Raw genomic sequence first — 24,423 nt, 5'->3', positions numbered from 1 at the left:
CCTTATCGCCGCTGCGCCTCGCGCTCCAGCGTGTCCTTGCCGATGATTTTCAGGCTGGCGCTGCCCTTGAATGGCAGCAATTCCTCGCTGTCGCCGGCCTGGATGTTGGTCGAGACGCCGATTTCGGCCGTCACGTCGACGAATTCCTTGCGGAACATGAGCAGTTCCGAGTTCTTGATGATGCTTTGCAGCGCAACCGACTGGCCCGGCGCGATTCTGGTGAAGGCGCGCTTCAGGGCATGGTTTGCCAGGCCCGTCTTCAAGACCTGGCTTTGTTCGCTGGCGTTGTCGATGAGGCGCATGTTGGGTCCCCGCAGTTGCATGTATTCGAGCGGATAGCCGACTTCCCCGTTGCCGGTATTCTGGATGAGCACCTCGACGCGCATGTCGCCGCCCGTGAAAATGCAGGCCGGATTGTCGATGCAGCGGGCGCTGATGGAGAGGACGTCGTTCGGCATGGCGTTTCCTGGGAGTTGTAGGGACACTGCGAGCAGTGCGATTAGGAGCCGTTCAGGATGATATCGCATTTGATCTTCCGTCCTATTTTCGTCCGCAGCAGCTCCTGCACTTCGATGGCGAGTTGCCAGGCGTGCCGGGGGCGCAGGATGATGGAGCCGGCCGAGTTCATGATGTTGGCAGCGGCCGGTTCCGGTTCCTCATCGTCCGACAGCGAGGGCACGGGCGCGTCCCAGGTGCCGTCCGGTTTCTTGTACTTGACGGTTTCGTCGTCGCCCGCCACGTACGAGTATTCGTCCGGCAAGCCATAGCAGTGGCCGAATTCATGCGCGTGCACCTGGCCATTGGTCGACGCCGATACGTCGATCACGGTGCCCGTCACGCCTTCGCGGTCGTAGCGCTTGTGGATCTGCATGATGTAATGCTCGTTGCTCTCCACATAGACGACGCGGTAGACGATGGGCAGGATGCGCGTGCCGCATTCGGGGTCGCTGATTTCCATCTGGAATTTATTGTTCCAGTGGGCTTCCAGGCCTGCGGTGGCGATGCCCTTGACGTACTTGATGACGGCGGCGCGCTGTTTGGCCCGCGTTGCGGCCTGCTCGGTGCCCCGCTCGCGGTCTTCCAGCGCCTGGTCGGCCGGCTCGAGCACCGTGATCACCTTGACGCGCAATTCGGCGATGATGCTGGTGTTCGATTTCACGGGCACGTAGATCTTGTAGCGCACGGTGTCGAAATAGTTATGCGGCGCGCCGCTGGTGCCGAAGGTGTTGTTGTAGCGCGGGACGCTGGAGACGTCGATCTCCTTTTCATAGTCCGCGATCCAGCAGGCGGGCCGCTTGATCAGCACTTCCTTGCGCTGCTTGTTGTCGACCGGGCTGGTGCTCGATGTGGCGCTATCCTTGAATTTCGGTTCGGGTCTGGCCGGCGGGACGCGCTGCGGCGCCTTACCCGTCGTGCCTGGCGCGGGAGCGCGGCCGGCCGGCGTTTTTGCCGGGGCGGGTGGCGCCGGCGCGGGATCTTCCGCCGCCTCGGGCGCCTGGCCCGGCGATTTCAGCAATTCGATCACCAGCGCCTCGACGGCGGCCGCGGCGACCACGTGCGTCAAGCCCCTGGCGTCCGTCATGCCCGTTTCGTACGTGCCGTCGGCGCGCTTCACGCGGTAGGGCTGGCGCGGCATCAGTTCGCCCGTGTCGCGGTCCTTCAGCACGAAGCCTTCGTCGAACAGTTTCAGGCGGCTGTCCGGCAGCGGCGGCAGGCCGGCGGCCGCGCTGGCGCCGCCGTTGAAGAGATGCTGGCCACCCTTGACGGTGAAGTTGCCCGGGCACTTGAAGGTGATGTCGCCGCCTTCGAGCGTGATCGACGATTGTCCCGCCTGCACGGTGATTTTCTGGTTGGCCTTGATCTCGATGACGTCGCTCACGGAGATCACCGTGATGGCCTTGTCGGCCAAAATCTCCAGCTGGTCGGTATGGGCTTGCAGCGAGACGGGACCGTTGCCCGCAATGGCCGAGATGCCGCCGTCCTGGCTGAACAGGGTGGCGGCATTGGCCGCCACCGAAGCCACCGTATGGCCGGCCGCCAGGTGCAGGTCCGTCTGCGCCGTCGCATGCAGGTGCTGGCCCGCGAACAGCACGGTCGAGGCGGGCGTGGCCCAGTTGATGTTGTTCGGCCCTTCCATCAGTACCAGCGGCTTGGCGTAGCGTTCCACGGGCTGGGCGGTGTCGGGCGCGCGGGCGCCGTTGCCGGCCTTGAAGGCTTCGTGGCCGCCCACGCTGCCCTGGTATTTGCCATCCTGTTTCGGGTCGATCTGGCTGGCCAGGTCCAGCTGCGCCTGGTTGGCATCCTTGCTCACCAGCGCATGCTGCTGGCCCGCCGCCGCGGCCGTTGCCTTGTTCAGCTCATAGGCGCCGCGCAGCAGGTCCAGCGCTTCCCGGGTGTCGAGCTGGGTCGATGCGACGCCGCTGCCCTGCCGCGCGCGCGCCGTGGCCGAGAGCAGCAAGCCTTCGCCGGCGCGCAGCATGGCCCACGCGTCCGTGCGCAATTCGAAGCCGTGGCCGCGATAGGCGCCGCGTTGCGCGGACGCGGCGCCTTGCTGGACCAGGTAGCCCAGATTGAGTTCGGTGGCGGCGCTGCTCGACGCCAGCCGGGTGCGCAGCTGGCCCGGCGTATCGTCGAGCACCCACTGGTTGTAGCCGGCGCCGTCGAAGTTGCTGCTGTGGATACCCGACAGCACGCCGGCATGGTTGACATCGGCGTCGACGCCGGCCGCGTAGGGCGGCGTGTCGCTGCCCGTGTACAGCTGGGCCACCACCAGCGGGCGGTCCATGTCGCCTTCGATGAAGTCGACCAGCACTTCCGTGCCGATGCGCGGCGTGAATTGCGAACCCCAGTTCGGGCCGGCCAGCGCCTCGGCCACGCGCACCCAGGTGCCGGACGCTTCATTGCCCGGCGCGTTGCCTTGCCGGTCCGTGTTGTGCGCCAGGCCGCCCGGATTGGCGGCGGCGCCGCGCTGCCAGGCAAACTGGATGCGCACCTGGTGGTCGCGGCCCGTGGTGGCCACGCTGTCGGCCAGGCCGACCACCAGCGCCGTCTGCGGCCCCAGCGCCACGGCTTGCGCTCTTTCCGCCGTGGCACGCGGCACGATGGCCACGCTGCTGCGCACGCAGCCGAAGCGGTTGCGGTAGGTGCCGGCCTCGACCTGGCCGGCGATCCAGTCGGCCACGCCATCGAGGCTGGCGACCCTGGCCAGGCGCGACAGCGCGCCCGTCAAGCCGCCGCCGGCCGGGCCGGCAGTGTTGCGCGCCTGGTGCTCCACCCACAGCACGCTGAACTGGTTGGCGCCATCGGCGTACTGTGCGTGCTGCAGCAGGCGGAAGGCGTGGCCGGCGGCCAGCCGGCGCACGGCACCGGCGCCGTCAAACTGCTTGTTTTCCAGCTCCAGCGCCTGCAGCATGCGTGCGCCGTGCGGACTGGCCGCGGCCCGGTCGGCATGGCGCCGCTCGCCGGCGCCGTCATACACGGCCAGCTGCGGCAGCGTGCCCGCATCGAGGCTGGAGGCGTGTTCGGCGGCCGGCGCCGTCACTTGCTGCGGGTCCCAGCTGCTGATGCCGACGGCGTTCGATTGCACCTGGCGGCGCGCGCCGAAGCTGTCGATGGCGTCATCGCTGTCGCTGGCGCGCACGCCGTGAAAGCGCAGCTCGGCCCCGCCAGGCGTGTCGGGCGCGCCGGCCTTGCTGTCGAAGATCACCAGCGTGTGCCTGGACTGTCCCTGGCCTGCACCGCCGTCCTGCGCGCCGCCCGGCTGCTCATGCTCGAAGCGCCAGTTCAAGCCCTCGAAGGCCAGTACCCGCGCCAGGAAAGCGAAGTCGCTTTCGCGGTACTGGGTCCAGACTGCGCGCGTGGCCAGCGGCTGGCTGATGTCGAAGCGGTAGCGCACTTGCGGATAGTCGGCCAGCAGCTCGCTGACGATGTCGCGCGCGTTCTTGTCCTGGAAAATATAGCAGTCGCGGCGCAGGTGCAGCAGGGCCAGCGCCGGTTCCAGGCGCAGCCGGTAGCGCGCCACGCCGCCATCGGCACCGAGCCAGGCGCAATCCGTGCACAGGCCGTGCCAGGCGCGCTGGCTGCCGTCGGGCTGCAGCAAGGTGAGCGTCATTTCCTCGCCGATGAACGAGGCCAGGTCGAGCGACGCGGCGGTGCTGAGGGCGTCGACGTCGAAGCGGAACAGTTCGTTGACGGCTTCGCTGCCGTCGAACTGCTCCGCCATCAGCGATTGCGCCTGCTCCGATGGCTGGGCCGTCGCCAGCGCGATCAGCCGCGCATGCTGGCTCAAGCCGGTGCCGAACTGTCCCTGCGGCGCGCCGCCGTCGCCCTGTGGCGTGTCGCCCATCACGGCAAGGTGATGCTCAGGTTGGCCACGCGCGGCGCCAGTTTGACGATATCCTGGTAGGCATGCATCTGCTCCTCGGTATTTTTCGCCAGCGTGGTGCGCAAGCCCAGGTAGCCGAGCGCGCAGATCAGCGCGAACACGGAGCACAGCACCCACAGCGGCACATTGTTGCGCAGCTTGTGGATGATCTGGTCCGGCCGTTCCGCATGCGGCGCGAAGCCCGTCTTCTTGCCCTTCATCTGGGCGATTTCATCGCCCAGGCGCGCCGTCAGGTAATTGAGCTTTTCCGGGCCTTCGAGGATGTAGCGGCCCTGGAAACCCAATAGCAGGCACATGTGGAACACTTCGAGCGCCTGCAGGTGGGCGCTGCCGCGCGCGCGCAGCGCTTCGAGGCGGATGAAGAAATTCTCGCCGGCCAGCTGGTCGCCGAACAGCACCAGCTGCAAGGGGCGCCGCGCCCATTCGTCGCGGATGCTGTAGGGCGAACGCAGGATGATTTCGTCGACGGCCGCGCAGAACGCGTACTTGGCCGCGTCGATATCGTCGGCCGAGGCACCCTGTTTCTTTGCGCCGCGGCCGAATTCGTCCAGGAACTGCGTCATCTTGGCGATGAAATCGGCATTGTCCTGCGGGCCGCTGCCGTTCTTCAGCATGAACAGCGCGTAAAAGCCGTCGTACATCAGGTCCATCAGCGTGTGTTCGGTGCCGGGACCGGCAAGCACGCTGGCCGAATAGGCAGCCTGGCTGCCGGACATCAGGGAAGGGGGAGCGGAGAGGTTCATCGTGTCATTTCTATGTCAGGAGGTGACGGCGACCAGCTCGAGCTTCAGGTCGCGCATGCCGGAGGGGACATAAATCAGGACCGATTGCGCCTGCAGCATGCGCTCGTACATCTGGCCCTTGGCCTCGATGGTGAAGTAGTACGCATCCGGGCGGACCGGCACGGCGGCCGGCACCTGCGGCGCATGCTGCAGGCGCACGCCGGGCAAGGCCGACAGCACGAACTTTTCCACGTCGTCGGGCGCGCCCACCTTGAAGCGCAGCGGCACCACGTCGACCAGCTCCATGCCCGGCATGTCGGCCGAGACGCCCAGGTAAAACGCGGTCTTGCCGTCGATTTTTTCCGAATCGAGCTTGCCGTGATGGTAGGACGGCTTGGTTTCGCTGAGCGCGATCGCAAAATACTTCGACGAGATCACCGTGTCGAGCAATTCGCGGATGATCGCGTGCAGCTGCGCAAACGGCGGCCCGGGATCGGCGTGCCGGTACGCCGGCAGGTCGGCCAGCGCATGGGTTTTCGAAAACGTCATCAGCGCGCCGGCCAGGCCCAGCAACTGCTCGTACAGGCGCTCGGGATGCAGGGCCGGATGGTGGAAGTAATGACTGAGCGAGGCAAAGGCCGAACTGGCCGTATGCAGCAGCCAGAACGAGGACATGTCGCCGGAGCGGAACTCGATCACGCTCTTGCTCGGCTCGCGATGGTGGCCATACAGGGCATTGACCTTGGCTTGCAGCGCGTCGATCAGGCGGCGCAGCTGCAGGAACAGCAGCGGTGCGCTGCGGATCGACAGGCTGGGCGGCACGAAGGCCGGGTCCTGCTCGAAGCCGCCCGTCGACAGGCGTCGCAGGCGCAGCAGCGGGAAGCTCACGTAGGAGTCGCGCGGATCCGATTCCGCCACCAGGCGCAGCGATTTCTTCAGGTAGGTGAGTTCGGCCTGCGCGGCCTGCGTGTACAGGTCCGGCGTGCTGAGATTGGCCTGGCCGTAGCGTGCCGCGCTGTTGGGCTGGCCGGCCGAGGCAAAGTTGCCGCCGAATTGCTTGAACGCGGGCAGGGCGGCGTAAAACGTCACGGACTGCTGCGACGGCGGCAGGTTGCCAAGGTCGATCGCCTCGGGCAGCTCGTCGGCGCCGGCCGCGTTGTAGATTTCGCCGTCCTGGAAGATCAGCGACAGCTCCAGCAGCCGCAAGGTATGGTTGCCGAGCGCATCACGGTCTATCTGCAGCTGGCTCACGCCCCATGCGTATGGATGCAGCGCCTTGACGCTCTCATGCAGGCGGTGTTCGTGATACTGGTCTTGCTGCTGAAAATGCTGGGGCCGCAAGAACAGGCCTTCGCCCCACAACAGTTTGTTTGCAACGCTCATGGATTGCCCTTTTGCCTGACCAAGTGAGGCGCGGAGACCGGTTGACCCGTCCGCGCCGGCATGCCGCTACCGTGTTCTTGCCGCTGAAATCATCCACCCTTTGCATCGCACAAGGTGGTGCTTTTTTCGCAACTGAAAGCACCATAACATTATCTTGAGGAAGGGCGCGTACGGTACGTTTCCATAGCGCACGCTGCCCGGAAAGCCGCATGAATAGTGAGTTTTCGCGTATTTTCTATTGAGCGCGATAAATATTCAAATCATGTTAGGCTCCGAAAAATAAATAATTAGCAACTATAAATTACAACTTTATTTTGATCGTCAACGCGTCTTTTTTGTGAGGGAAAGCACCATATGACACGATCGGTTTCGCTGCTCGCAGCAATTGCATGTGCCTTGACACTGAGTGCCTGCGACACCACGCCCGCGGCCAAGCCGGCCGTCATGGCGCCGCCCACGATGGACGAGATGATGTCCAGGGCGGCGCAGGCGGCCAGTAGCGGCAGTAACGAGGCGGCCTTGGGGCTGTGGCAACAGGCCGCCGTCGCTTTCCCGGCCGACAAGCAGCCGTGGGTACGCATGGCGCAGACGCGCTACGAGGCGGGCCAGTATGGCGAGGCCATCCTGAATGCGCAGGAAGTGCTGGTGCGCGATCCGGCCGACAAGCTGGCCAACAGCGTGATCGCCATCAGCGGGCTGCGCCTGTCGACGCGGGCGCTGGCCGACTTGAGCCGCCAGAACAACCTGTCCGGCCCGTTGCGTGCCGAATCGCAGGACCTGGCCAAGCTGCTGCGCGAGAGCCTGGGCGAAAGCGTCCTCGTGCCGCCGCCGGAAAAGGCGCCGGCGCGTCCGGCGCGCAAGCAGCAAGGCAAGCGCAGCGCCGACGAGGGCAGCGCCAATCCATTCAATGCGCTCAAGTGAGCAGTGACTAGCCAAACGCCGCAGTTCAACAGGCGCATCGCCGATGTTGCCGATTCTTTTCGAAGGGGATGTCATGTCGAAGAAAGATAGTGTCCAGAAGCGCCTGCAAAAGGTACGCCCGCCGCGCGTGCAGATGACGTATGACGTCGAGATCGGCGACGCGATCGAGAACAAGGAGCTGCCCTTCGTGGTCGGCGTGGTGGGCGACTTCGGCGGCAATTCCGAACTGGAACAGAAGCGCCTGAAGGACCGCAAGTTCGTCGACATCGACCGCGACAACTTCGATGCCGTGCTGAAGGGCATCGAACCGCGCGCGACCTTCCGCGTGCCCAACGAGCTGAGCGACGCTGGCGGCCAGTTCGGCATCGAACTCAAGTTTCATTCGATGAGCGACTTCCGTCCCGAGGCGGTGGTGGAGCAGGTGGAGCCGTTGCGCAAGCTGCTCGAGGCGCGCACCAAGCTGGCCGACCTGCGCAACAAGCTGGCCGGCAACGACAAGCTGGAAGACATCCTCAACGATGTGCTCAACAGTACCGAGAAGCTGGCCCAGCTGGAACAACACTCCCACGTCAGGAAAGACTGATATGTCCGCACAGATGACTCCCTCATTGACCGCCTCCGCCAGCACCGAGATCGACTTGCTCGACCAGATCGTGGAACAGAGCAAGGTGGCCAAGTCCAGCGTCGAGCATGCCCGCGCCAAGGACCTCATTTCCGAACTGGTCAGCCAGGTCATGGACGGCACGGTGGTGGTGTCGAACAACCTGGCGGCGACCATCGATGCCCGCGTGGCCGAGCTGGACCGGCTGATTTCCCAGCAGCTGAGCGCGATCATGCATGCGCCCGAATTCCAGAAGCTGGAAAGCAGCTGGACCGGCCTGCATTACCTGGTCAAGAACACGTCGACCGGCACGAACCTGAAGATCAAGATGATGAACGCGACCAAGCGCGAGCTGGTCAAGGATTTCCAGAGCGCGCTGGAATTCGACCAGTCGACCATGTTCAAGAAGGTGTACGAAGAGGAATTCGGCACGTTTGGCGGCGCCCCGTTCGGCACCTTGCTGGGCGACTTCGAATTCAGCCGGCAGCCGGAAGACATGTATTTCATCGAGCAGATGTCGCACGTGGCCGCCGCTGCCCACGCGCCGTTCATCTCGGCCGCCTCGCCGGAACTGTTTGGCCTGGAAAGCTACAGCGACCTGGGCAAGCCGCGCGACCTGGCCAAGGTCTTCGACACGGTCGAATACGCGAAGTGGAAATCGCTGCGCGAATCGGAAGATGCCCGCTATGTGGGCCTGACCTTGCCCCGTTTCCTGGGGCGCCTGCCATTCAACCCGGCCGATGGCGCCACCGTGGAAGGCTTCAATTTCGTCGAGGACGTGGACGGCACCGACCACCAGAAGTACCTGTGGTGCAACGCCGCCTATGCCTTCGGCACCAAGCTCACGGCCGCCTTCGAGGACTACGGCTGGTGCGCGGCCATCCGGGGCGTGGAGGGCGGCGGGCTGGTGGAAGACTTGCCGACGCATACCTTCAAGACGGACGAAGGGGAAGTGGCCTTGAAATGCCCGGCCGAGATCGCCATCACGGACCGCCGCGAAAAGGAATTGAGCGACCTGGGCTTCATCTCGCTCGTGCATTGCAAGAACACGGACTACGCCGCGTTCTTCGGCGCCCAATCGGCGCAGAAGGCGAAAAAATACAACACCGATTCGGCCAATGCGAACGCGGTGCTGTCGGCCCAGCTGCAATACATCTTTGCCGTGTCGCGCATCGCCCACTACATGAAGGCCATGATGCGCGACAAGATCGGCAGCTTCGCCGCCGCCTCCAACGTCGAGGATTTCCTGAACCGCTGGCTGATGCAGTATGTGTTGCTCGACGATAACGCCAGCCAGGAACAGAAAGCCCAGTTCCCGCTGCGCGAAGCGTCCGTGCAGGTGGCCGAAGTGCCGGGCCGTCCCGGCGTGTACCGCGCCGTGTCCTTCCTGCGCCCGCATTTCCAGCTCGACGAATTATCCGTTTCACTCCGTTTGGTCGCGGAGCTTCCGCAGTCGACCAAATCGTAAGGCATTTTTCTTCCTACCCTTGAAAGGAATAACATGGCAATCGACGTTTACTTGCAAATTGACGGCATCAAAGGCGAATCCACGGACAACAGCCATAAAGATTGGATCGAATGCAAGTCGGTCCAGTGGCAGGTATTGCAACCGAAGTCGGCGACGGCATCGACGGGCGGCGGCCATACGGCCGAACGCACGGAGCACAAGGACATCGTCATCGCCAAGATGGCCGACCTGGCCAGTCCCTTGCTGCTGCAGACCTGCTCCTCAGGCAAAACCATACCGAAAGCCAAGCTCGAGTTTCTGCGCGCCGATGGCCAGGGCGAGCGCATCAAGTACTTTGAAATCGAACTCGAGAACGTGATGATCAGCAGCGTGGCTCCCTCGGTGGCCGCCGGCGACATTCTCGGCGAAGACTTGTCGCTCAAGTATTCCAAGGTCAAGTGGAAATACACGCAGCAAAAAGTCGGCGGCGGTTCGGGCGGCAATACCTCCGGCGGCTGGGACCTGTCGGCCAACAAGACAGTCTGACAGCGCCGTACCGCGCGCTCGCGCGCATGCCTGCCGTACCCGCCGCTGGCTGTCCAGGCCGCGGGTTGCGGGCCCTTCCCACCTCTTGATGCGGGATGCCTATGAAAGGTTTTACGCCGGGCCTGTTCGACCGCCTGATGGACACGCCCGTCCATGGCGCTTCCAGCGGCACCATCTCGCGCCTTTCGCTCGAGGACCTGAAGGATACCGTGGCGCGCGACCTGGAGGCGCTGCTCAACACGCGCACGGTGCTGCCCGAGGCGCTGCTGAAAAAGTTCCCCGAATGCGGCAAGTCCATCATCACCTATGGCTTGAACGATTTCGCCGGCCTGAGCCTGTCGAGCACCGATGACCGCGCGCATATCTGCCAGTGCCTGGAAAAGGCCATCGCCCGCCACGAGCCGCGCCTGCGCAATGTGCGCGCTTCGCTGGAAATCCAGGAAGGTTCGATCAACCGCCTCAATTTCGCCATCAGCGCGCTGCTGGTGGTGCACGCGGCGCACGAACCCGTCAATTTCGACGCCATCCTGCAGCCTTCCAGCCTGCACTACACCATCAGCAAGGGGCGCCGCGCGGCGCAGACGGGAGCCTGACCTTGGAAGAACTGTTACCGTACTACGAGCGGGAGCTGGGATTCCTGCGCCGCTATTCGCGCGAGTTTTCCGAACGCTATCCGAAGATCGCCGGGCGTTTGCTGATGGGCGGCGAAGTGTGCGAAGACCCGCATATCGAGCGCATGATCCAGTCCTTCGCGCTGCTCAATTCGCGTATCTCGAAGCGCCTCGACGACGACTATCCCGAATTCACCGAAGCCCTGTTCGAGGTGCTGTATCCGCATTATCTGCGGCCTTTCCCCAGCTGTTCGATCGCCCGCATGGATTATGCGGCCGCAGCGGCGCAGCTGACGGCGGCCACCGAAATCGCCCGCGGCACGGAACTGACGACGCGTCCCGTGAAGGGCGTGGCCTGCACCTTCCGCACCGCGTATGCCGTCACCGTGGCGCCGCTGGCGCTCACGCATGCGGCGTTTTCCCCCATCATCGCCGCGCCGGAGCAGGCGCAGCTGCCATCCGGCGCCACCTCGGGCGTGAGCATGCGCCTCGAATCGACTGCCGGGCAGATCTCGCTGGCCCAGCTGGGTCTGCCATCGCTGCGCGTCTTCATCGACGGCCAGCCCTCGTTTTGCGCCGCGCTGCGCGATGCGCTGTTCATGCGCACCGTGCAGGCATACGCCGAGGCGGACGACAGCGGCCGCTGGATCGCGCTGGCCGTCAATCCCGTCAGCAGCGCCGGTTTCGCCGAAGACGATGCGCTGATCCCGTTCGCGGCCCGCTCGCATCCGGCGTACCGGCTGCTGACCGAGTATTTCTGTTTTCCCGAAAAATTCAATTTCTTCGACATCGACCTGGGCGCGCTGTGCGCCGTGCTGCCGGCCGGATGCCGCCGCGTTACCCTGCACCTGGCCCTGAGCGGCTTGCGCACCGACTCGAATACGGCGCGCCTGCTGGGCACCATGGCGACGCATAACCTGCTGCTCGGTTGCACGCCGGTGGTCAACCTGTTCCGCCAGCGCGGCGAGCCGATACGCATCACGCATACTGCCGCCAGCTACCCGGTGCTGGCCGACGCGCGCCGCGCGTATGCGTTCGAGGTGCACGCCATCGAGGCGGTCAAGCTGGTGCGGCAGACGCCGCAAGGCGAGTCGGTGGTCGAATTCCGGCCGTTCTATTCGCTGCGCCACGGCGAAACGCCGGCCAGGGACGGACATTACTGGGTGATGCGGCGCGACGAAGTCATCGCCCACAAGAGTCCCGGCCATGAAACGGAGATCTCGATCGTCGATATCGACTTCGATCCGGCCGCCGTGGAAACGGATACGCTCAGCCTGGAACTGAGCTGCACCAACCGCGACCTGCCGGCGCAGCTGACCTATGGCTTGCACGGCGGCGACCTGTTCCTCGAGGGCGGCTCCAGCGTGCGCAGCATCAGCCTGCTGCGCAAGCCCACCGAGTCGCACCGATTCGAACGGGGGCGGGGCGCCCACTGGCGCCTGATCTCGCACCTGTCGCTGAACCACCTGTCGCTGGCCGGCAGCGGCCTGGAAGCCTTCCAGGAGATGCTGGCCCTGTATGACTTGCCGCGCTCGCCGACCTCGCAGCGGCAGATCCGCGGCCTGACGGCGATTGCCCACAAGGCCGTCAATGCCTGGCTGCCCGGTAATCCCTTCGCCTGCCTGGTGCGCGGCATCGAAGTGCGGCTGACGCTGGACGAGGAGGCGTTCGTCGGCAGCGGCATCCATGCCTTCGCCCAGGTCATCGACTGTTTCCTGGGGCTGTATGTGCATGCGAACAGCTTCACGCAACTGGTGCTGGTGGCGAAGAAATCGGGAGAGGAGCTGTTGCGATGCAAACCACGAAGCGGCGATTCGAGCCTAGTGTAATCGAGCGCCTGTTTGCGCAACCGTACCGTTTCCAGTACTTCCAGGCGGTGCGGCTGCTGGAACTCTGGCTGCGGCGCAACGGCATGCCGCACGAAGGGGCGGTGGCCAACTTCCTGCGCTTCCAGAATTCCGTCTCGCTCGACTTCGCCCCCAGCCAGATCGAAGCGCTGCGGCCGGAGCCGCGCGGGTTGGCGACCGATGCCGGCGCGCTGGGTGCGGCGCTGCGCAGTGCGCAGCTCAAGTATGTGCGCATCACGCCCGCCTTCATGGGTTTTCTCGGCGTCGCCGGCGCGCTGCCGGCGCACTACACGGAACGCATCGCCAGCCACCAGTTCGAGTCCAGGGACGAGGGGCCGCGCGCCTTCCTCGACACGTTTTCGAACCGCGCCCTGGCCCTGTTTTACGAAGCCTGGCGCAAGTACCGGCTCGAGCTGAAGTACCAGCTGGACGGCAAGGACCAGTTCCTGCCGCTGCTGCTGTCGCTGGCGGGGCTGGGCCACGCTTCGCTGCGCGAGCGCCTGTCCGGCGATGGCGTGCTGGACGAATCGGTGGGCTTTTTTGCCGCCGCCATGCGCCACCGGCCGCCTTCGGCCGTGATGATGGGCCAGGTGCTGTCCGAATATTTCGGCCAGCGCGTCACGGTCAGCCAGTTCATCGGCTGCTGGTACGACGTGCCGCGCGAGCAGCAAAGCACCCTGGGCGCGAATAACGCCGTGCTGGGCGCCACCGCGCTGGTGGGCGGGCGCGTGTGGCAGCGCGACCTGCGCATGCGGCTGACCATCGGCCCGCTGGCGCGCGCGCATTTCGACGCCTTCCTGCCCGGCGGCGCGGCCGCGCGGGCGCTGGAGAAAATGCTCGCCATGTTCACCAGCCTGTGCCTCGAGTACGAGGTGCAGCTGGTGCTGCGCGCCAGCGACGTGCAGGGCGTGCGCCTGGACGAGCCGCGCGGCGGCGGCAGGCTGGGCTGGGACAGTTTCCTCATCACGGGCGGCGAAGCGCAGGACCGCGCCGACGTCCGCTACGAATTGCACGCGCTTGCCTGAACCGTAACACCGATTCCGCCTCCCTTCCAACCCGACACAAGGACCGCTTCCCCATGAGCATCAACCTGAAGACGCTGATCAGCAAGCTGAATGACACCTGCCGCATTGCCGCCACGCGCGCCGCCAGTATCTGCGTCGGCCTGGGACAGTACGAGGTCGACCTGGAGCACGTATTCCTGGCCTTGCTGGAACAGCCGCGCAGCGATTTCGTGCTGATCGCGCGCCGCAGCGGCATCAGCGTCGGCATGCTGGAAGCGGACCTGCGGGCCGAGGTAGGCCGGCTGCAGACGGGGAACGCGCGCACGCCCGTGTTTTCGCCGCGGCTGCCGAAACTGTTCGAGCACGCCTGGCTGATCGCCTCGCTCGACCTGCGGGCCGGACACCAGGCAAGCATCCGCAGCGCGCACCTGCTGCAGGCGCTGCTGACCGAGCCGGAACTGGCGCAGCTCGCGTACCGCGGCTCGGCCCTGTTCCAGCAGTTCAAGCTCGACGAGCTCAAACACAAGCTGGAGTCGCTGACCGAGGGTTCGCAGGAGCTTGCGGGAGCCGCCGCTGGCGAAACGGCGGCCGACGGCGCGGGCGGCGACCCTGTGAGCGAACTGCAAGGCCGCGCGGCGGCATCGAAGACGCCGGCGCTGGACCAGTTCACGGTGAACCTGACGGCGCGCGCGCGCGACGGCAAGATCGATCCGGTGATCGGGCGCGACCTGGAAATCCGCCAGGCCATCGACATCCTGATGCGGCGGCGCCAGAACAACCCGATCCTGACGGGCGAGGCGGGCGTCGGCAAGACGGCGGTGGTCGAAGGACTGGCGCTGCGCATCGTGCAGGGCGACGTGCCGGACATCCTGCAGGGCGTGGAAATCCACACGCTGGACATGGGACTGCTGCAGGCCGGCGCCAGCGTCAAGGGCGAGTTCGAGAACCGCCTGAAAAACGTCATCGGCGAAGTGAGTAAAAGCCCGCATGCGATCATCCTCTTCATCGACGAGGCGCACACGATGATAGGCGCGGGCGGCAGCGCCGGGCAGAACGACGCCGCCAACCTGCTGAAACCGGCGCTGGCGCGGGGCGAGCTGCGCACCATCGCCGCCACCACCTGGGGCGAGTACAAGAAATATTTTGAGAAGGATGCCGCGCTGGCGCGCCGTTTCCAGGTGGTCAAGATCGAGGAACCGAGCGAGGAACTGGCGTGCGCGATGTTGCGCGGCATGGCGCCGCTGATGGAAAAGCATTTCAACGTGCGCATCTTCGACGAGGCGATCACCGAGGCCGTGCGCCTGTCGCACCGCTACATCATGGGACGCCAGCTGCCGGACAAGGCGATCAGCGTGCTCGATACGGCCTGCGCCAGGGTGGCGCTGGGACAGCGCGCCACGCCGGCGCTGCTCGACAGCCTGGCGCGCCAGCTCGAACGCATCGATGCGGAGGCGTCGGCCCTGGCGCGCGAGGAAAGCGGCGGCGCCAGCCATGCGGCGCGCCTGAAGGCGTTGCGCGCGGCGCGCGGCGCCGCCGCCGGCGAACACGGGGCGCTGGCGGCACGCTGGGAAACGGAAAAGGCACTCAGCGAAAAAGTGCGGGCGGCGCGCCAGGAACTCGAGGACGCCGGTGCGGCCAGGCCGGACGCCAGCCAGGCCGGCGACCTGCAGGCGCTGCTGCAGCAATTGCGCGCATTGCAGGGCGAGACGCCGATGGTGCCGGTGCAGGTCGATGGCCACGTGGTGGCGGAAATCGTCGCCGGCTGGACCGGCATCCCGCTGGGGAAAATGGTCAAGGATGACATCCGCACCGTGTTGAAGCTGAAGGACCTGCTGGAAGAGCGCGTGCTGGGCCAGCCCCATGCGATCGAGGCGGTGGCGCAGCGCGTGCGCACCTCGCGCGCCAACCTCGACGATCCCGACAAGCCCAAGGGCGTGTTCCTGTTCGTCGGTCCGTCCGGCATCGGCAAGACGGAAACGGCGCTGGCGCTGGCCGACGCCCTGTATGGCGGCGAGCGCAAGCTCATCACCATCAACATGAGCGAATACCAGGAGGCGCACAGCGTGTCCGGCCTGAAAGGCTCGCCGCCCGGCTATGTCGGCTATGGCGAAGGCGGGGTGCTGACCGAGGCCGTGCGGCGCAATCCGTACAGCGTGCTGCTGCTCGACGAAGTGGAAAAGGCGCATCCCGACGTCATGGAGCTGTTCTTCCAGGTGTTCGACAAGGGCGTGATGGACGATGCCGAGGGGCGCGAGATCGATTTCAAGAATACCATCATCATCCTCACCTCGAACGTGGCGTCGGCCACCATGATGCAGGCATGCCTGAACCTGGCGCCCGAGGATGTGCCCACGCCGGAGCAGCTGGAACTGGCCATCCGCCCGCAGCTGCTGAAGGTGTTCAAGCCGGCTTTCCTGGGGCGCCTGAAGGTGATTCCCTACTATCCGATCGGCGACGACGTGCTGGCCAGGATCATCGATCTCAAGCTGCGCAGGATCGCCGCGCGCGTCGGCGCCAACCACCAGGCCGAATTCAGCTACGACGAGACGCTGGTGGAGGCCGTGCTGGCGCGCTGCACCGAAGTCGATTCGGGGGCGCGCAACGTCGACCATATCCTCAACGGCAGCCTGCTGCCGGAAATTGCCGAATCCGTGCTGGCGAGAATGGCGGAGGGGCTGGCGATCAGCAAGATCAAGGTCAGCGCGGGCAAGCAGGGTCAGTTCAAGTACACGATCAGGTAGGCCCCAGCGGGCCGCCTGCTGGCCCTGGGTGCTTACTGGCCGGCGGGCGGCGCAACGCCCAGCAGTTCCTCGATATGCGCGAGCGAGGCGCTGTCCTTGACCACGCCGCGCAGCCATTCGTGCAGCGTCTGCTCGCCGGCGTCGGCCGCCTTGTCGGCGAAATACGAGACGGGGCTGTGGGGTTCCGTCTGGCGGAAGTACAGCGCCACCTGGCGCAGCTGCGCCAGGGCCTGGGCGCGGCTGTGGATCTCGCCCGGCGCCGCCGCAGGCAGCGGCGGCATGCCGGCGCCAGGCGCCTGGACGCTGGCAGGAGGCACGGCCGCTGCCGCGCCCGGGGCAGCGACGGCGGCCGGGGGCAGCGCGCGCTGCATGGCTTGCAGCGCTTCGCGCGCCAGCGAAAAGCCGGGACTGTCCCGGCCCAGGCGCGCATCGGCGGCCTGCTCGAGTTCCGCCAGCGCGTCCAGGCAGAACTGGGCGTCGGCGGCGAAGGCGGCGCGGAACTGCGCCGAATTGTTGCGCCGCGCAGCCTCCATGTCCGCCAGTTTCACGCCGTTGACGCCATCCTGGTTGCTGGCGGCCCGCTTGCGCGCCGCGTCGAAGTCGATGCTCGACCAGCCGCCGGACTGCCTGTCCGTCAAGGCCATGGCGCGCACCAGGGCCGGCGTGCGCGCGAGAATCCAGCTCAGGTTGCCGATGCGCTGCTCGTGGTCGCCGTCATCGGCTTGCGGATACAGGCCCAGGTCCCAGTATTGCCGGCACAGGCCGGCCAGCAGGCGGTAGCCCTGGCCCAGCCCCTGCAAATGGTCTTGCCTGGCGCTCGCTTCGGCCAGCCAGGCGGCCAGCCGCAAGTCCTTGCTTTTTTCGGCCAGCAGCGCGGCGCAGCGGCGCTGCACGAAATCCCAGTCGGCTTCCTTCAGGTCGGTGACCCATTCGCCCTGGTCGAGCGAGGGATCGTCGAACTTGCGCGCCTGGCTGATCGCATCGAGGTCGGCGGAAAAGGAGAGGTCGATGCCGCACGGTTGTACGGCGCTGATGGGAAGGAGAAGCTGGTCGGCTGAAATCATGGTATTCCCGAAAATGGTGGCGGATGGCTTGGCGGGTGTGGCGGCCAGGTCTTACTGGACCATGCGAAATTCGATGCGGCGGTTGCGCGCGCGGCCGTCGATGCTGTCGTTGCTGGCGATGGGCCGGTCCGGCCCCTGGCCCGAGGCACTCAGCAAGTCGCCATCGATGCCCTTGGCCGCCAGATAGGCCTTGACCGCCTCGGCGCGCGCCTGGCTCAGGTGCTGATTGCTGGCGCGCAGCCCCTGGTTGTCCGTGTGGCCGATGATGTCGACCTTGCGTCCCGCCAGTTTTTGCAGCGCCGCGCCCATTTCGTCGAGGATGGCGCGGCCGGACGGCGTCAGCGTGGTCTTGCCGCTTTCGAACTCGATGGTGCGGTTGGCCAGCGTGCTGTCGAGGATATTCTGGTCCGCCGCGGAGACGCGCAAGCCATTGTTGACGGTGTAGGTGGGATTGAGGCTGGTGGCGATATCGCTGGCGATCTTTTGCCGCTGCGCCTCGTTGGCCACTTCGCCGCGCACGCTGACGACGCTGCCGTCGATCGTCAGCTGGCCACGGCGGATCTGCTTCAGGTCGGGCGTCAGCAGTTTTTGCACGTAGGCGTTCCAGTTGGCCGGCAGCGCGACCTGGCCGACGGCGATCTGGTCGACCACCTTGTCGGCGCCATACAGGTCGCGCAGGCGGGCCAGCACGGCGGCCTTGGACGCCTCGTCGGGCACCGTGCCGCTGGCCAGCACCTGGCCAGGCTGCGGCGTGGCGGCCGCCGGTATCGCGGGCATGGCGGCAGGGGCGGCGGCCGCCTGGGCGCGGGCGCCGGACGCGGCAAGCGCCAGGCAGGCGAGGAGGGCAATCCGGAGTTGGCGCATGATCAGGTCCCGATGAAGGCGGCGCGAAACGAGTCGTGCGCCGATTTGAGTGACAGGTTTGCCTGCGCGAGGTAGGTTGAAACCTTCTTGATGGCGTAGTCGGCGCCCACGTGTTCCTCGACCCAGGCCAGGTCGTCGAAGGCGATATGGTGCTCCAGCGCCGCCTGCGGCTCCATGATGGCGTGCAGCGTCTGTGCCGAGGCGCCGCAAAAGCCCAGCACCAGCGCGTGGCGGCCGCGGATGCGGGTGAGGAACAGCGCCAGTTCGAAGTCGGCGCGCGCCAGGAAGGGCGCGATCAGGTGCATCCAGAACGCCGCCACCAGGTTGCGGTACAGCGGGTCGTCCGGCAGCGGCAGTTCCAGGCTTTTTTCCAGCCGGCTGGAACTGCTGGCCATGACGGGCTGCAGCAGCATGCCCAATGCCAGCAGCACTTGCCGCACCGAGCCGCCAAAGCCCGTCGGCGCCAGCAGCGCGTCGAGGGCGCCGACCGTCTGCAGGTCGAGGAAGTCGTCGAAGGCGGCGTCATAGGCGCTGCTGCGCAAGTCCAGCTCGATGCTGGCGCCGGCTGCCGCCTGCAGCGCGGCAGCCGCTTCGGCGCCGCGCAGGCCGCCGCTGAGCGCATCGAGCCGGTTCCACAGGCGCGACAGCACCAGCGGGCTGGTGGGCACGAAGCCGGCCGGGTTGCCCACTTCCATTGCGCTCATCATCAGGAACGGGAAACGGCGCGACGAGGCGTCGCTGCTGGCGGCGATGTGGCCGGCGATGGCGCGTCCGCGGCGCGGGCCGATGAAGGCGAAATGCAGCGGCGCCAGCGCGTCATACGTGAGCTTCCAGCGCGCGTCGGCGCTCATCAGGTCCATGGCGTTGGCGAGCCAGTCGTCGAGCATCTTCAGCAGCGCGGGATTGTCGCCGCTCTTGACGAAGTCGCCACGGCTGGGGATCTTGCCGAAATAGCCGATCGCGGTGGGTGTCGGGCGGCTCATGGCGTATTCCCGGCCAGTGCGGCGCCCGTGTCGGGGACGCTGTTGACCACCGTTTCCGGCAGCTTCAGGCCGCGGAAACCCTGGCCGCCGGCGGGGGCCGCCGCCGCTGCCGGCGTGGTGACGATCTTCAGGTTGGCCGTCACGGTGACGCCGCTGTTTTCCCAGCTCAGTTCGAATACGCCGCCTTCCTTGCGCGTGCGCTTGGCCGAATCGATCATTTTCTTCAGGCCGAAATGGCCGGGCTCATTCAGCAGCACCACGTTGCGCCCTTCCGGCGTGATGGCGCTGATGCGCGAACCGGGCACGCCTTGCGGGTTGGGCCAGACCATGTGTATCCACGGCTGCGGCTGGCCGCGCCAGCGCAGCGCCTGGCCATCGATCTCGATCGTGTATTCGCTGGCGCCCGGCGCACTCAGCGCCTGCAAGTCGAAGCGCGTCTGCGCTTCGGCGGCGCCGGCCGCCGTCGCCACGCCATTCGCGCTGAGCGGCGCGATCCAGCCCGGCAGGCTGGCCACCACGGGCGGCGCCAGGCTGATGCCCATCGACGCCCACGTCCTGGCGCTGATGCTGTCGCCGCGGCGCACCACCAGCGGTCCGATGGCGGTATTGAAGAACTTGGCGATGGCGCCTTCCGGGCCGAAGACCTGGCCGATGTCGGCGTTGCTCGCCTCGGTGCGCGAATCGGGCGCGAACGGGTATTTCGCCGCCAGCGTTTTCTGGAACGGTTCGAGCACCTGCGCCAGCCAGACCTTGTTGATTTCCGTTTCGGTGGGCTTGACGATGACGGCGAAGGTTTGCATCAGCGGGCGCACCAGCAGCGGCCGGATGGCCTGCTTTTGCGGATCGCTCATGCCCGTCAGCATCTGTTCGTCGACATATTTCAGGGCATCGGCCAGTTCCGAACCGCTGCCGTCCAGCGTTTGCTGCATCAGCTGCTTGGCGCCCGGCCCCGTGTCGCCCTGGTTCTTGATCTGGTTGAGGCGCACGCGCAGCTTGGACAGCGTGGCCAGGTAGCCGCGCATCGGCGAGGCATCCTTGTCCCGGGCGACGACCAGGCGGGCCACGCCGGAAAATTCGCGGCCGACGGGCCCCATCGGCAGGGCGCTGCCGGCCTGGCCGCCGGCCACGGCCGGTTTCTGGCGCAGCACCGTTTCCTTGAACCAGTCCATCATCCCGCGCTGCGCCCGCTGCAAGCCCTGGCCCAGCAGCGAGGGATTGTCCCACGAGGTTTCCTGGTACACCGTCTCGATCAGCTTGTTGATGGGCGACGATTGCGGGTCGCCGAGGCGGTTCATGGCTTGCGCCGCGTTGTCGAAGCCGTTCAATTCGCGGATGCTGACGCCCTGGAGGAATTTCTGCCATTCCTTCGCATAGTCGTTCTTGTACAGTTCGACCAGGGCTTTCTGGATCTGCTCGGGGCTGCCTTCCAGGGTCAGGTCGTCCTTCGACGCCGTTTTCAGCACCCAGTCGGCGCTTTGCAATTCGCGGTTGGCCGCTTCCTGGAACGCTTGCTGGATGTATTTCTCCCAGGCGTCGCGGGTAAACGTGCCGGGGATGGCGTAGCTGCCCAGCACCAGTTCCTTGTCCTGCTCGCCAACGATGCGGGCCACCGTCATCGACGGGAAGCGCGTGGCGGCGCGCGCCTTGACGTCGGCATACACGCGGTCGCGCGCCGGCATGCCGCGCACGACGCGGCGCAGGCTGTCGCGCGACTGGTCGACGAGGGCCAGCTTGCTGTCGATCTGCGGCCACGACGGATCATTGATCTGCGCCAGGTAGAACGAGATCATGCGCTCGGCGCTGCGTATCATCTGTTCGCGCGGCATGCTGCCCCGGTTGGCGTCGAGCCAGCCGCGCCAGTAGCGCGTCAGCTGGTCGTTCAGGTGGCTGGCCTCGGCACGCGACTTGTCGCTCAGCATCAGATACGTCTTCAAGCCGTTGTAGGCGTCTTCCACGTTCGCCGGCGCGGCATCCTTGAATTGCTGGACGGCCGGTGTGGCGGGAGGCGCCGCGGTGGCAGCCGCAGCCGCAGCCGGGGCGGCGGCGACAGCGGGCGTTGCTGCCGGCACGGCGGCCGCTGGCGGCGTGCCGGCCATCGGCTGCAGGCGGCCGGCGCCCGCATTGACTTCCGATAAGAACGCTTCCAGCGATTGCGTCACCGGCTTGAGCATGACTTCGCGCACGCCGGAAAAATATTCTTCGCGCAGCTTGCGCTCGAGGAAGTCGCCCTGGTACAGGCCCAGGCTGAGGGCCAGCGGGCGCTTGCTGCGGTACGCTTCCAGCTGTTCGATGCGGTCCTGCAGGATTTCCAGCGCCTCGAAGCGCGAATGCAGGTCCAGGCGCTTGTCCTGCACCTTGATGGCCTGGTCCAGGTCGGCCTGCACATTGGCCGCCAGCTGGCGGTTGGCCAGGTAGGACCAGCTCCAGCCGCCCAGCGCGAGGCCGGCCAGCGCGATGGCGGCAAAGAAGGTGGCGTAGCGCAGCCGGGTCTTGCGCGGGCTGGCGTACTGGGCCACCAGGTCCTTGTCGGCGAAGATGACCTTGCGGAACAGGTTGAGCAGGAAGTAGCCGTGCTGGTCCTGTACCGCCGCCTGTTCCTGCGGCTGCAGCTTGAGGTCGAAGCGCTGCGCCACCCGTTCCGACGAGGCCGAGACCGACACGCCTTCCTGCAAGGCGCTGGTGAAATAGAAGCCACGGAACACGGGCTTGAACTGGAACGGGTTTTCCTCGAACAGGGTGGCAATGAAGGTGCGCAGCGGCCCCTTGATCGAGCTGAATTCCAGCGGAAACGTAAACACGCCGGGCGGCATGCGCTCGCGGCCCAGCAGGGCCATGCTGGCCAGGCTGAGGTCCTTCAAACCATCGTACAGTTCGTCGAAGCGCTGGTCGAACTGTTCCAGCACGTCCTGTTTCGAACTGCTCACGCTGTAGGGCAGGGTGGCGCCCCAGACCTTGTCGCGCTCGCTGCGTTCGGCATCCTGGAAGAATTCGGTGAAGCCCGTGATCAGGTCGGCCTTGGTGAATACCACGTACACGGGGGCGTGGACTTCCAGCTTTTCCGTCAGTTCCTGCACGCGCTGGCGCAGGTTCTTCGCCAGTTCGATGGCGAATTCGGGCCGGCTGCCCGTCAGTTCGGCGATGCTGACGGCGATGATGATGCCGTTGATGGGCGCCCGCTTGCGGTGCTTTTTCAGCAGGCCGAGAAAGCCGAACCATTCGGCGCGGTCTTCGTCGTTGACGGAGTAGCGGCCTGCCGTGTCGAGCAGGATGCCGTCGGTGGTGAAGAACCAGTCGCAATTGCGGGTGCCGCCCAGGCCTTGCACGATCTTGCTGTCGACAAAGGGGAATTGCAGGCCGGAATTGGCGATGGCCGTGCTCTTGCCGGCGGCGGGGTTGCCGATGATCATATACCAGGGCAATTCATACAGGGCTGCGTCGCCCGACAGCTGGCCCAGCCTGGAAGTCTTGATGGTGCCGATCGCTTCGAGCATGCGTTTGCGGATGGCTTCGGTTTCCTCGCGCTGCACCGCTCCCGCCTTCGGCGCGGCGCCAGCCGCCTGCTGTTCCAGCATGTTGCTGAAGCTGGCGCCGTCGCGCCGCCGCCGCCGCTGGCGCCACCACCACGCGATGGCGACCAGCAGCGCCGCCGCGGCCAGGACCGCCAGCACGGGCAGGTAAGGCCATTCGAAGATGACGGTGCACACCAGGAGCAGCAGGACGAAAGCCACGCCGCCCAGGATGAGCAGGCTGAAGCGGGTAGTGAGGAGGTGCCAAAATCGTTGCATCATAGTGTAGTGAGCAAGCCGTTAATGTGCGTGGGTGGAAGGTGTCAGCGTCAGCCGGCGGCGTCGCCGTTGCCGGCGGGCGGGCCGACGACGATGGCGCCGTAGTGCAGTGGATCGAGGTTGCTGAGGCATAAGACCTGGCCGCCGCTGGCCGCCGCGTGCTGCGCCAGTGCCAGCGCCGCCAGGGTGGCGACGGGACCGGCATGGCCGCACGCCGCGGCGACGCTCAACACCTGGGTGCCGAGATCGAGTTCAGGCAGCAGGGCGCTGGTGCAATTCATCAGTTCGAGCATGCGGCCGGCGCGCTGGTCCGTATCGGCGCTCACCAGCGTGATGTCGGCGCTGGCCACGGCGGCGCTGGCCAGCGCCTGCGTGGTGAGGCTTGCCAGCAAACCCGGCTCGCCCTGCTTGCGCGGCCCGGCGGCGCTGTCGCGCGCCTGCGCGGCTCCGCGGTGCAGCAGTACGGACGCCGGTGCTTCCAGCTGCGCCGCTTCGGCCGAGTTCGCCAGCAGCAGGCCGGCCGCGCCTTCCCCTGGTATCTGTCCGTCGGCGTGTCCGGCGCTGAACAGCTGCTCCCTGCTGGCCCAGTCGTGCACGCTCATCTCGCCGATGTAGGAGTTGCAGGCCAGTACGATGGCCAGGACAGGTTGCCCGTCCTGCGCCGCGCGCGCGGCAATCTGCGCGAGCAGCGCGAACGGGGCCGGTTGCGGTGTGGCGGACAGCGTCGGCAAGGCCAGCTTTTCGGGCGGCCAGCCCTGCTCCAGCAGCAGCCGGTGCAGCCAGGCGCTGCCCGCCTGCGACTGGGCGGGGCTCCACGCCGCCGGCAGCAGCAGGTGCAGTTGCAGCGTGGGCAGCGCCATGGCCGCGCGGGCCGAGGCGGGCACCATCAACCATGCGGGCAGCAGCGGATGCCGCATGGCTGCGTACATCAGGTCGGCCAGCACTTCGGCGCCCAGGGCCAGCGCGCGCACATCCTCAGGATTGAAGGGGAAGCGTTCTGCATCCAATCCTGGCTGCGGATGCTGGCGCAGCCAGGCGGCCAGGGTTTGCTGCTGCGTGTCTTCCTGTACCCCGGCCACTTTTCCGCACAGCAAAGGGTAGCCGTTTTCATCGAGCAATTCCGGGTCAAGCGCGGGACGGGCCTGCCTCGCCTGCATGGCCGTAGTCAGTTCCTCGGGCGTGGCGCCGCCCGGCATGCGCAGGGCGGCCGCGACGATATGCAGCGGCGCCGGCGGCGCTGCCGTGGGCGCGGCGTCGGCCTGTGGCGTCGCCGCGACGGCCGCCGCCATGGCGGGCCTGGCCGCCAGCCTGGCCAGCAGCTTTTTGCCCAGCCAGAAGGCCAGCAACAGCGACAGCGGCAGCAACAGCATGGCGCCGGCCAGGTCGCCCGCCGTCGGCACGCGCGTGCCGGCGCGCCAGTACCAGATGGCGCCGCCCCAGCACAGCGCGAACACGGCCAGCACCAGCAGGCAGCGCCGCAGCCACGCGCGCATCAGCGCTGTTCCTCGTGCCGGCGCGCG

General features: G+C 66.4%; 17 protein-coding genes. 8 read left to right on the top strand and 9 right to left on the bottom strand.

Annotated elements, in window-relative coordinates; all coding sequences use genetic code 11:
• Positions 1-2: 2 nt before the first annotated feature.
• The 4 genes from O0880_RS23075 to tssK are packed head-to-tail and all read right to left on the bottom strand — an operon-like array spanning position 3 to position 6,489.
• Positions 3-458 (bottom strand): hypothetical protein, encoded by a 456-nt coding sequence (locus O0880_RS23075; protein ID WP_289888984.1) that lies wholly within the window; start codon positions 456-458, stop codon positions 3-5.
• Between the two features lie 41 nt (positions 459-499).
• On the bottom strand, positions 500-4,345 hold the full coding sequence (tssI, locus tag O0880_RS23070) for a type VI secretion system tip protein TssI/VgrG (protein ID WP_289889135.1): 3,846 nt from the start codon (positions 4,343-4,345) through the stop codon (positions 500-502).
• Positions 4,345-5,127 (bottom strand): type IVB secretion system protein IcmH/DotU, encoded by a 783-nt coding sequence (icmH, locus tag O0880_RS23065; RefSeq protein ID WP_071324372.1) that lies wholly within the window; start codon positions 5,125-5,127, stop codon positions 4,345-4,347. Before icmH ends, tssI begins: the two co-directional genes overlap by 1 nt.
• Before the next feature lie 15 nt (positions 5,128-5,142).
• Positions 5,143-6,489, bottom strand: coding sequence for a type VI secretion system baseplate subunit TssK (gene tssK / locus O0880_RS23060; RefSeq protein ID WP_071324371.1), 1,347 nt, complete (start codon positions 6,487-6,489; stop codon positions 5,143-5,145).
• Between the two features lie 396 nt (positions 6,490-6,885).
• On the opposite strand from tssK, the gene O0880_RS23055 reads away from it, so the two are divergent.
• The 8 genes from O0880_RS23055 to tssH all read left to right on the top strand — a co-directional run bounded on the left by O0880_RS23055 (position 6,886) and on the right by tssH (position 16,207).
• The gene (locus O0880_RS23055) at positions 6,886-7,410 is read left to right on the top strand and encodes a hypothetical protein (protein WP_289888981.1); all 525 of its coding nucleotides are present in this window, start codon (positions 6,886-6,888) and stop codon (positions 7,408-7,410) included.
• A gap of 73 nt (positions 7,411-7,483) precedes the next feature.
• Complete coding sequence (gene tssB / locus O0880_RS23050; RefSeq protein ID WP_071326567.1) at positions 7,484-7,993, top strand: type VI secretion system contractile sheath small subunit; 510 nt, start codon at positions 7,484-7,486, stop codon at positions 7,991-7,993.
• 1 nt (position 7,994) lies between these two features.
• A complete protein-coding gene (tssC, locus tag O0880_RS23045; protein WP_289888977.1) occupies positions 7,995-9,479 on the top strand; it encodes a type VI secretion system contractile sheath large subunit in 1,485 nt (494 codons plus the stop codon).
• A gap of 33 nt (positions 9,480-9,512) precedes the next feature.
• The gene (locus tag O0880_RS23040) at positions 9,513-10,004 is read left to right on the top strand and encodes a type VI secretion system tube protein Hcp (RefSeq protein ID WP_071324368.1); all 492 of its coding nucleotides are present in this window, start codon (positions 9,513-9,515) and stop codon (positions 10,002-10,004) included.
• 101 nt (positions 10,005-10,105) lie between these two features.
• Positions 10,106-10,597, top strand: coding sequence for a type VI secretion system baseplate subunit TssE (gene tssE / locus O0880_RS23035; protein ID WP_152259427.1), 492 nt, complete (start codon positions 10,106-10,108; stop codon positions 10,595-10,597).
• Positions 10,598-10,599: 2 nt separating this feature from the next.
• Positions 10,600-12,444, top strand: a complete 1,845-nt coding sequence (gene tssF / locus O0880_RS23030) for a type VI secretion system baseplate subunit TssF (protein WP_071324366.1) — start codon at positions 10,600-10,602, stop codon at positions 12,442-12,444.
• Positions 12,408-13,487 (top strand): type VI secretion system baseplate subunit TssG, encoded by a 1,080-nt coding sequence (gene tssG, locus O0880_RS23025; RefSeq protein WP_289888975.1) that lies wholly within the window; start codon positions 12,408-12,410, stop codon positions 13,485-13,487. Before tssF ends, tssG begins: the two co-directional genes overlap by 37 nt.
• A gap of 53 nt (positions 13,488-13,540) precedes the next feature.
• Positions 13,541-16,207, top strand: coding sequence for a type VI secretion system ATPase TssH (gene tssH / locus O0880_RS23020; protein WP_289888974.1), 2,667 nt, complete (start codon positions 13,541-13,543; stop codon positions 16,205-16,207).
• Positions 16,208-16,239: 32 nt separating this feature from the next.
• Here the strand turns inward: tssH and tssA are convergent, their stop codons facing one another.
• From tssA to O0880_RS22995, 5 genes are read right to left on the bottom strand one after another with little or no spacing between them, the layout of a single operon-like run.
• Positions 16,240-17,271 carry a type VI secretion system protein TssA gene (gene tssA / locus O0880_RS23015; protein WP_289888973.1) on the bottom strand — a complete coding sequence of 344 codons (1,032 nt, stop codon included), beginning with the start codon at positions 17,269-17,271 and terminating at the stop codon, positions 16,240-16,242.
• Positions 17,272-17,322: 51 nt separating this feature from the next.
• Positions 17,323-18,135 carry an OmpA family protein gene (locus tag O0880_RS23010; protein ID WP_071324362.1) on the bottom strand — a complete coding sequence of 271 codons (813 nt, stop codon included), beginning with the start codon at positions 18,133-18,135 and terminating at the stop codon, positions 17,323-17,325.
• 2 nt (positions 18,136-18,137) lie between these two features.
• A complete protein-coding gene (tagF, locus tag O0880_RS23005; protein ID WP_289888972.1) occupies positions 18,138-19,118 on the bottom strand; it encodes a type VI secretion system-associated protein TagF in 981 nt (326 codons plus the stop codon).
• Positions 19,115-22,903 (bottom strand): type VI secretion system membrane subunit TssM, encoded by a 3,789-nt coding sequence (gene tssM, locus O0880_RS23000; protein ID WP_289889134.1) that lies wholly within the window; start codon positions 22,901-22,903, stop codon positions 19,115-19,117. Before tssM ends, tagF begins: the two co-directional genes overlap by 4 nt.
• Before the next feature lie 50 nt (positions 22,904-22,953).
• Positions 22,954-24,396 carry a hypothetical protein gene (locus tag O0880_RS22995; protein WP_289888971.1) on the bottom strand — a complete coding sequence of 481 codons (1,443 nt, stop codon included), beginning with the start codon at positions 24,394-24,396 and terminating at the stop codon, positions 22,954-22,956.
• Positions 24,397-24,423 lie beyond the last annotated feature (27 nt).

It is taken from the genome of Janthinobacterium sp. SUN118, from assembly GCF_030397695.1.
In the GTDB taxonomy this organism is placed as follows: Bacteria; Pseudomonadota; Gammaproteobacteria; order Burkholderiales; family Burkholderiaceae_D; genus Janthinobacterium.
The sequence above is the reverse complement of the archived record's forward strand: the minus strand, read 5'-3'. Positions and strand labels throughout refer to the sequence as shown.

Excerpts from the sequence above, each read along its gene's own strand:
- O0880_RS23075 (WP_289888984.1), bottom strand. The coding sequence starts at position 458 with ATGCCGAACGACGTCCTCTCCATCAGCGCCCGCTGCATCGACAATCCG.
- tssI (WP_289889135.1), bottom strand. The coding sequence starts at position 4,345 with ATGGGCGACACGCCACAGGGCGACGGCGGCGCGCCGCAGGGACAGTTC.
- icmH (WP_071324372.1), bottom strand. The coding sequence starts at position 5,127 with ATGAACCTCTCCGCTCCCCCTTCCCTGATGTCCGGCAGCCAGGCTGCC.
- tssK (WP_071324371.1), bottom strand. The coding sequence starts at position 6,489 with ATGAGCGTTGCAAACAAACTGTTGTGGGGCGAAGGCCTGTTCTTGCGG.
- tssB (WP_071326567.1), top strand. The coding sequence starts at position 7,484 with ATGTCGAAGAAAGATAGTGTCCAGAAGCGCCTGCAAAAGGTACGCCCG.
- tssC (WP_289888977.1), top strand. The coding sequence starts at position 7,995 with ATGTCCGCACAGATGACTCCCTCATTGACCGCCTCCGCCAGCACCGAG.
- O0880_RS23040 (WP_071324368.1), top strand. The coding sequence starts at position 9,513 with ATGGCAATCGACGTTTACTTGCAAATTGACGGCATCAAAGGCGAATCC.
- tssE (WP_152259427.1), top strand. The coding sequence starts at position 10,106 with ATGAAAGGTTTTACGCCGGGCCTGTTCGACCGCCTGATGGACACGCCC.
- tssG (WP_289888975.1), top strand. The coding sequence starts at position 12,408 with ATGCAAACCACGAAGCGGCGATTCGAGCCTAGTGTAATCGAGCGCCTG.
- tssH (WP_289888974.1), top strand. The coding sequence starts at position 13,541 with ATGAGCATCAACCTGAAGACGCTGATCAGCAAGCTGAATGACACCTGC.
- tssA (WP_289888973.1), bottom strand. The coding sequence starts at position 17,271 with ATGATTTCAGCCGACCAGCTTCTCCTTCCCATCAGCGCCGTACAACCG.
- O0880_RS23010 (WP_071324362.1), bottom strand. The coding sequence starts at position 18,135 with ATGCGCCAACTCCGGATTGCCCTCCTCGCCTGCCTGGCGCTTGCCGCG.
- tagF (WP_289888972.1), bottom strand. The coding sequence starts at position 19,118 with ATGAGCCGCCCGACACCCACCGCGATCGGCTATTTCGGCAAGATCCCC.
- tssM (WP_289889134.1), bottom strand. The coding sequence starts at position 22,903 with ATGCAACGATTTTGGCACCTCCTCACTACCCGCTTCAGCCTGCTCATC.
- O0880_RS22995 (WP_289888971.1), bottom strand. The coding sequence starts at position 24,396 with ATGCGCGCGTGGCTGCGGCGCTGCCTGCTGGTGCTGGCCGTGTTCGCG.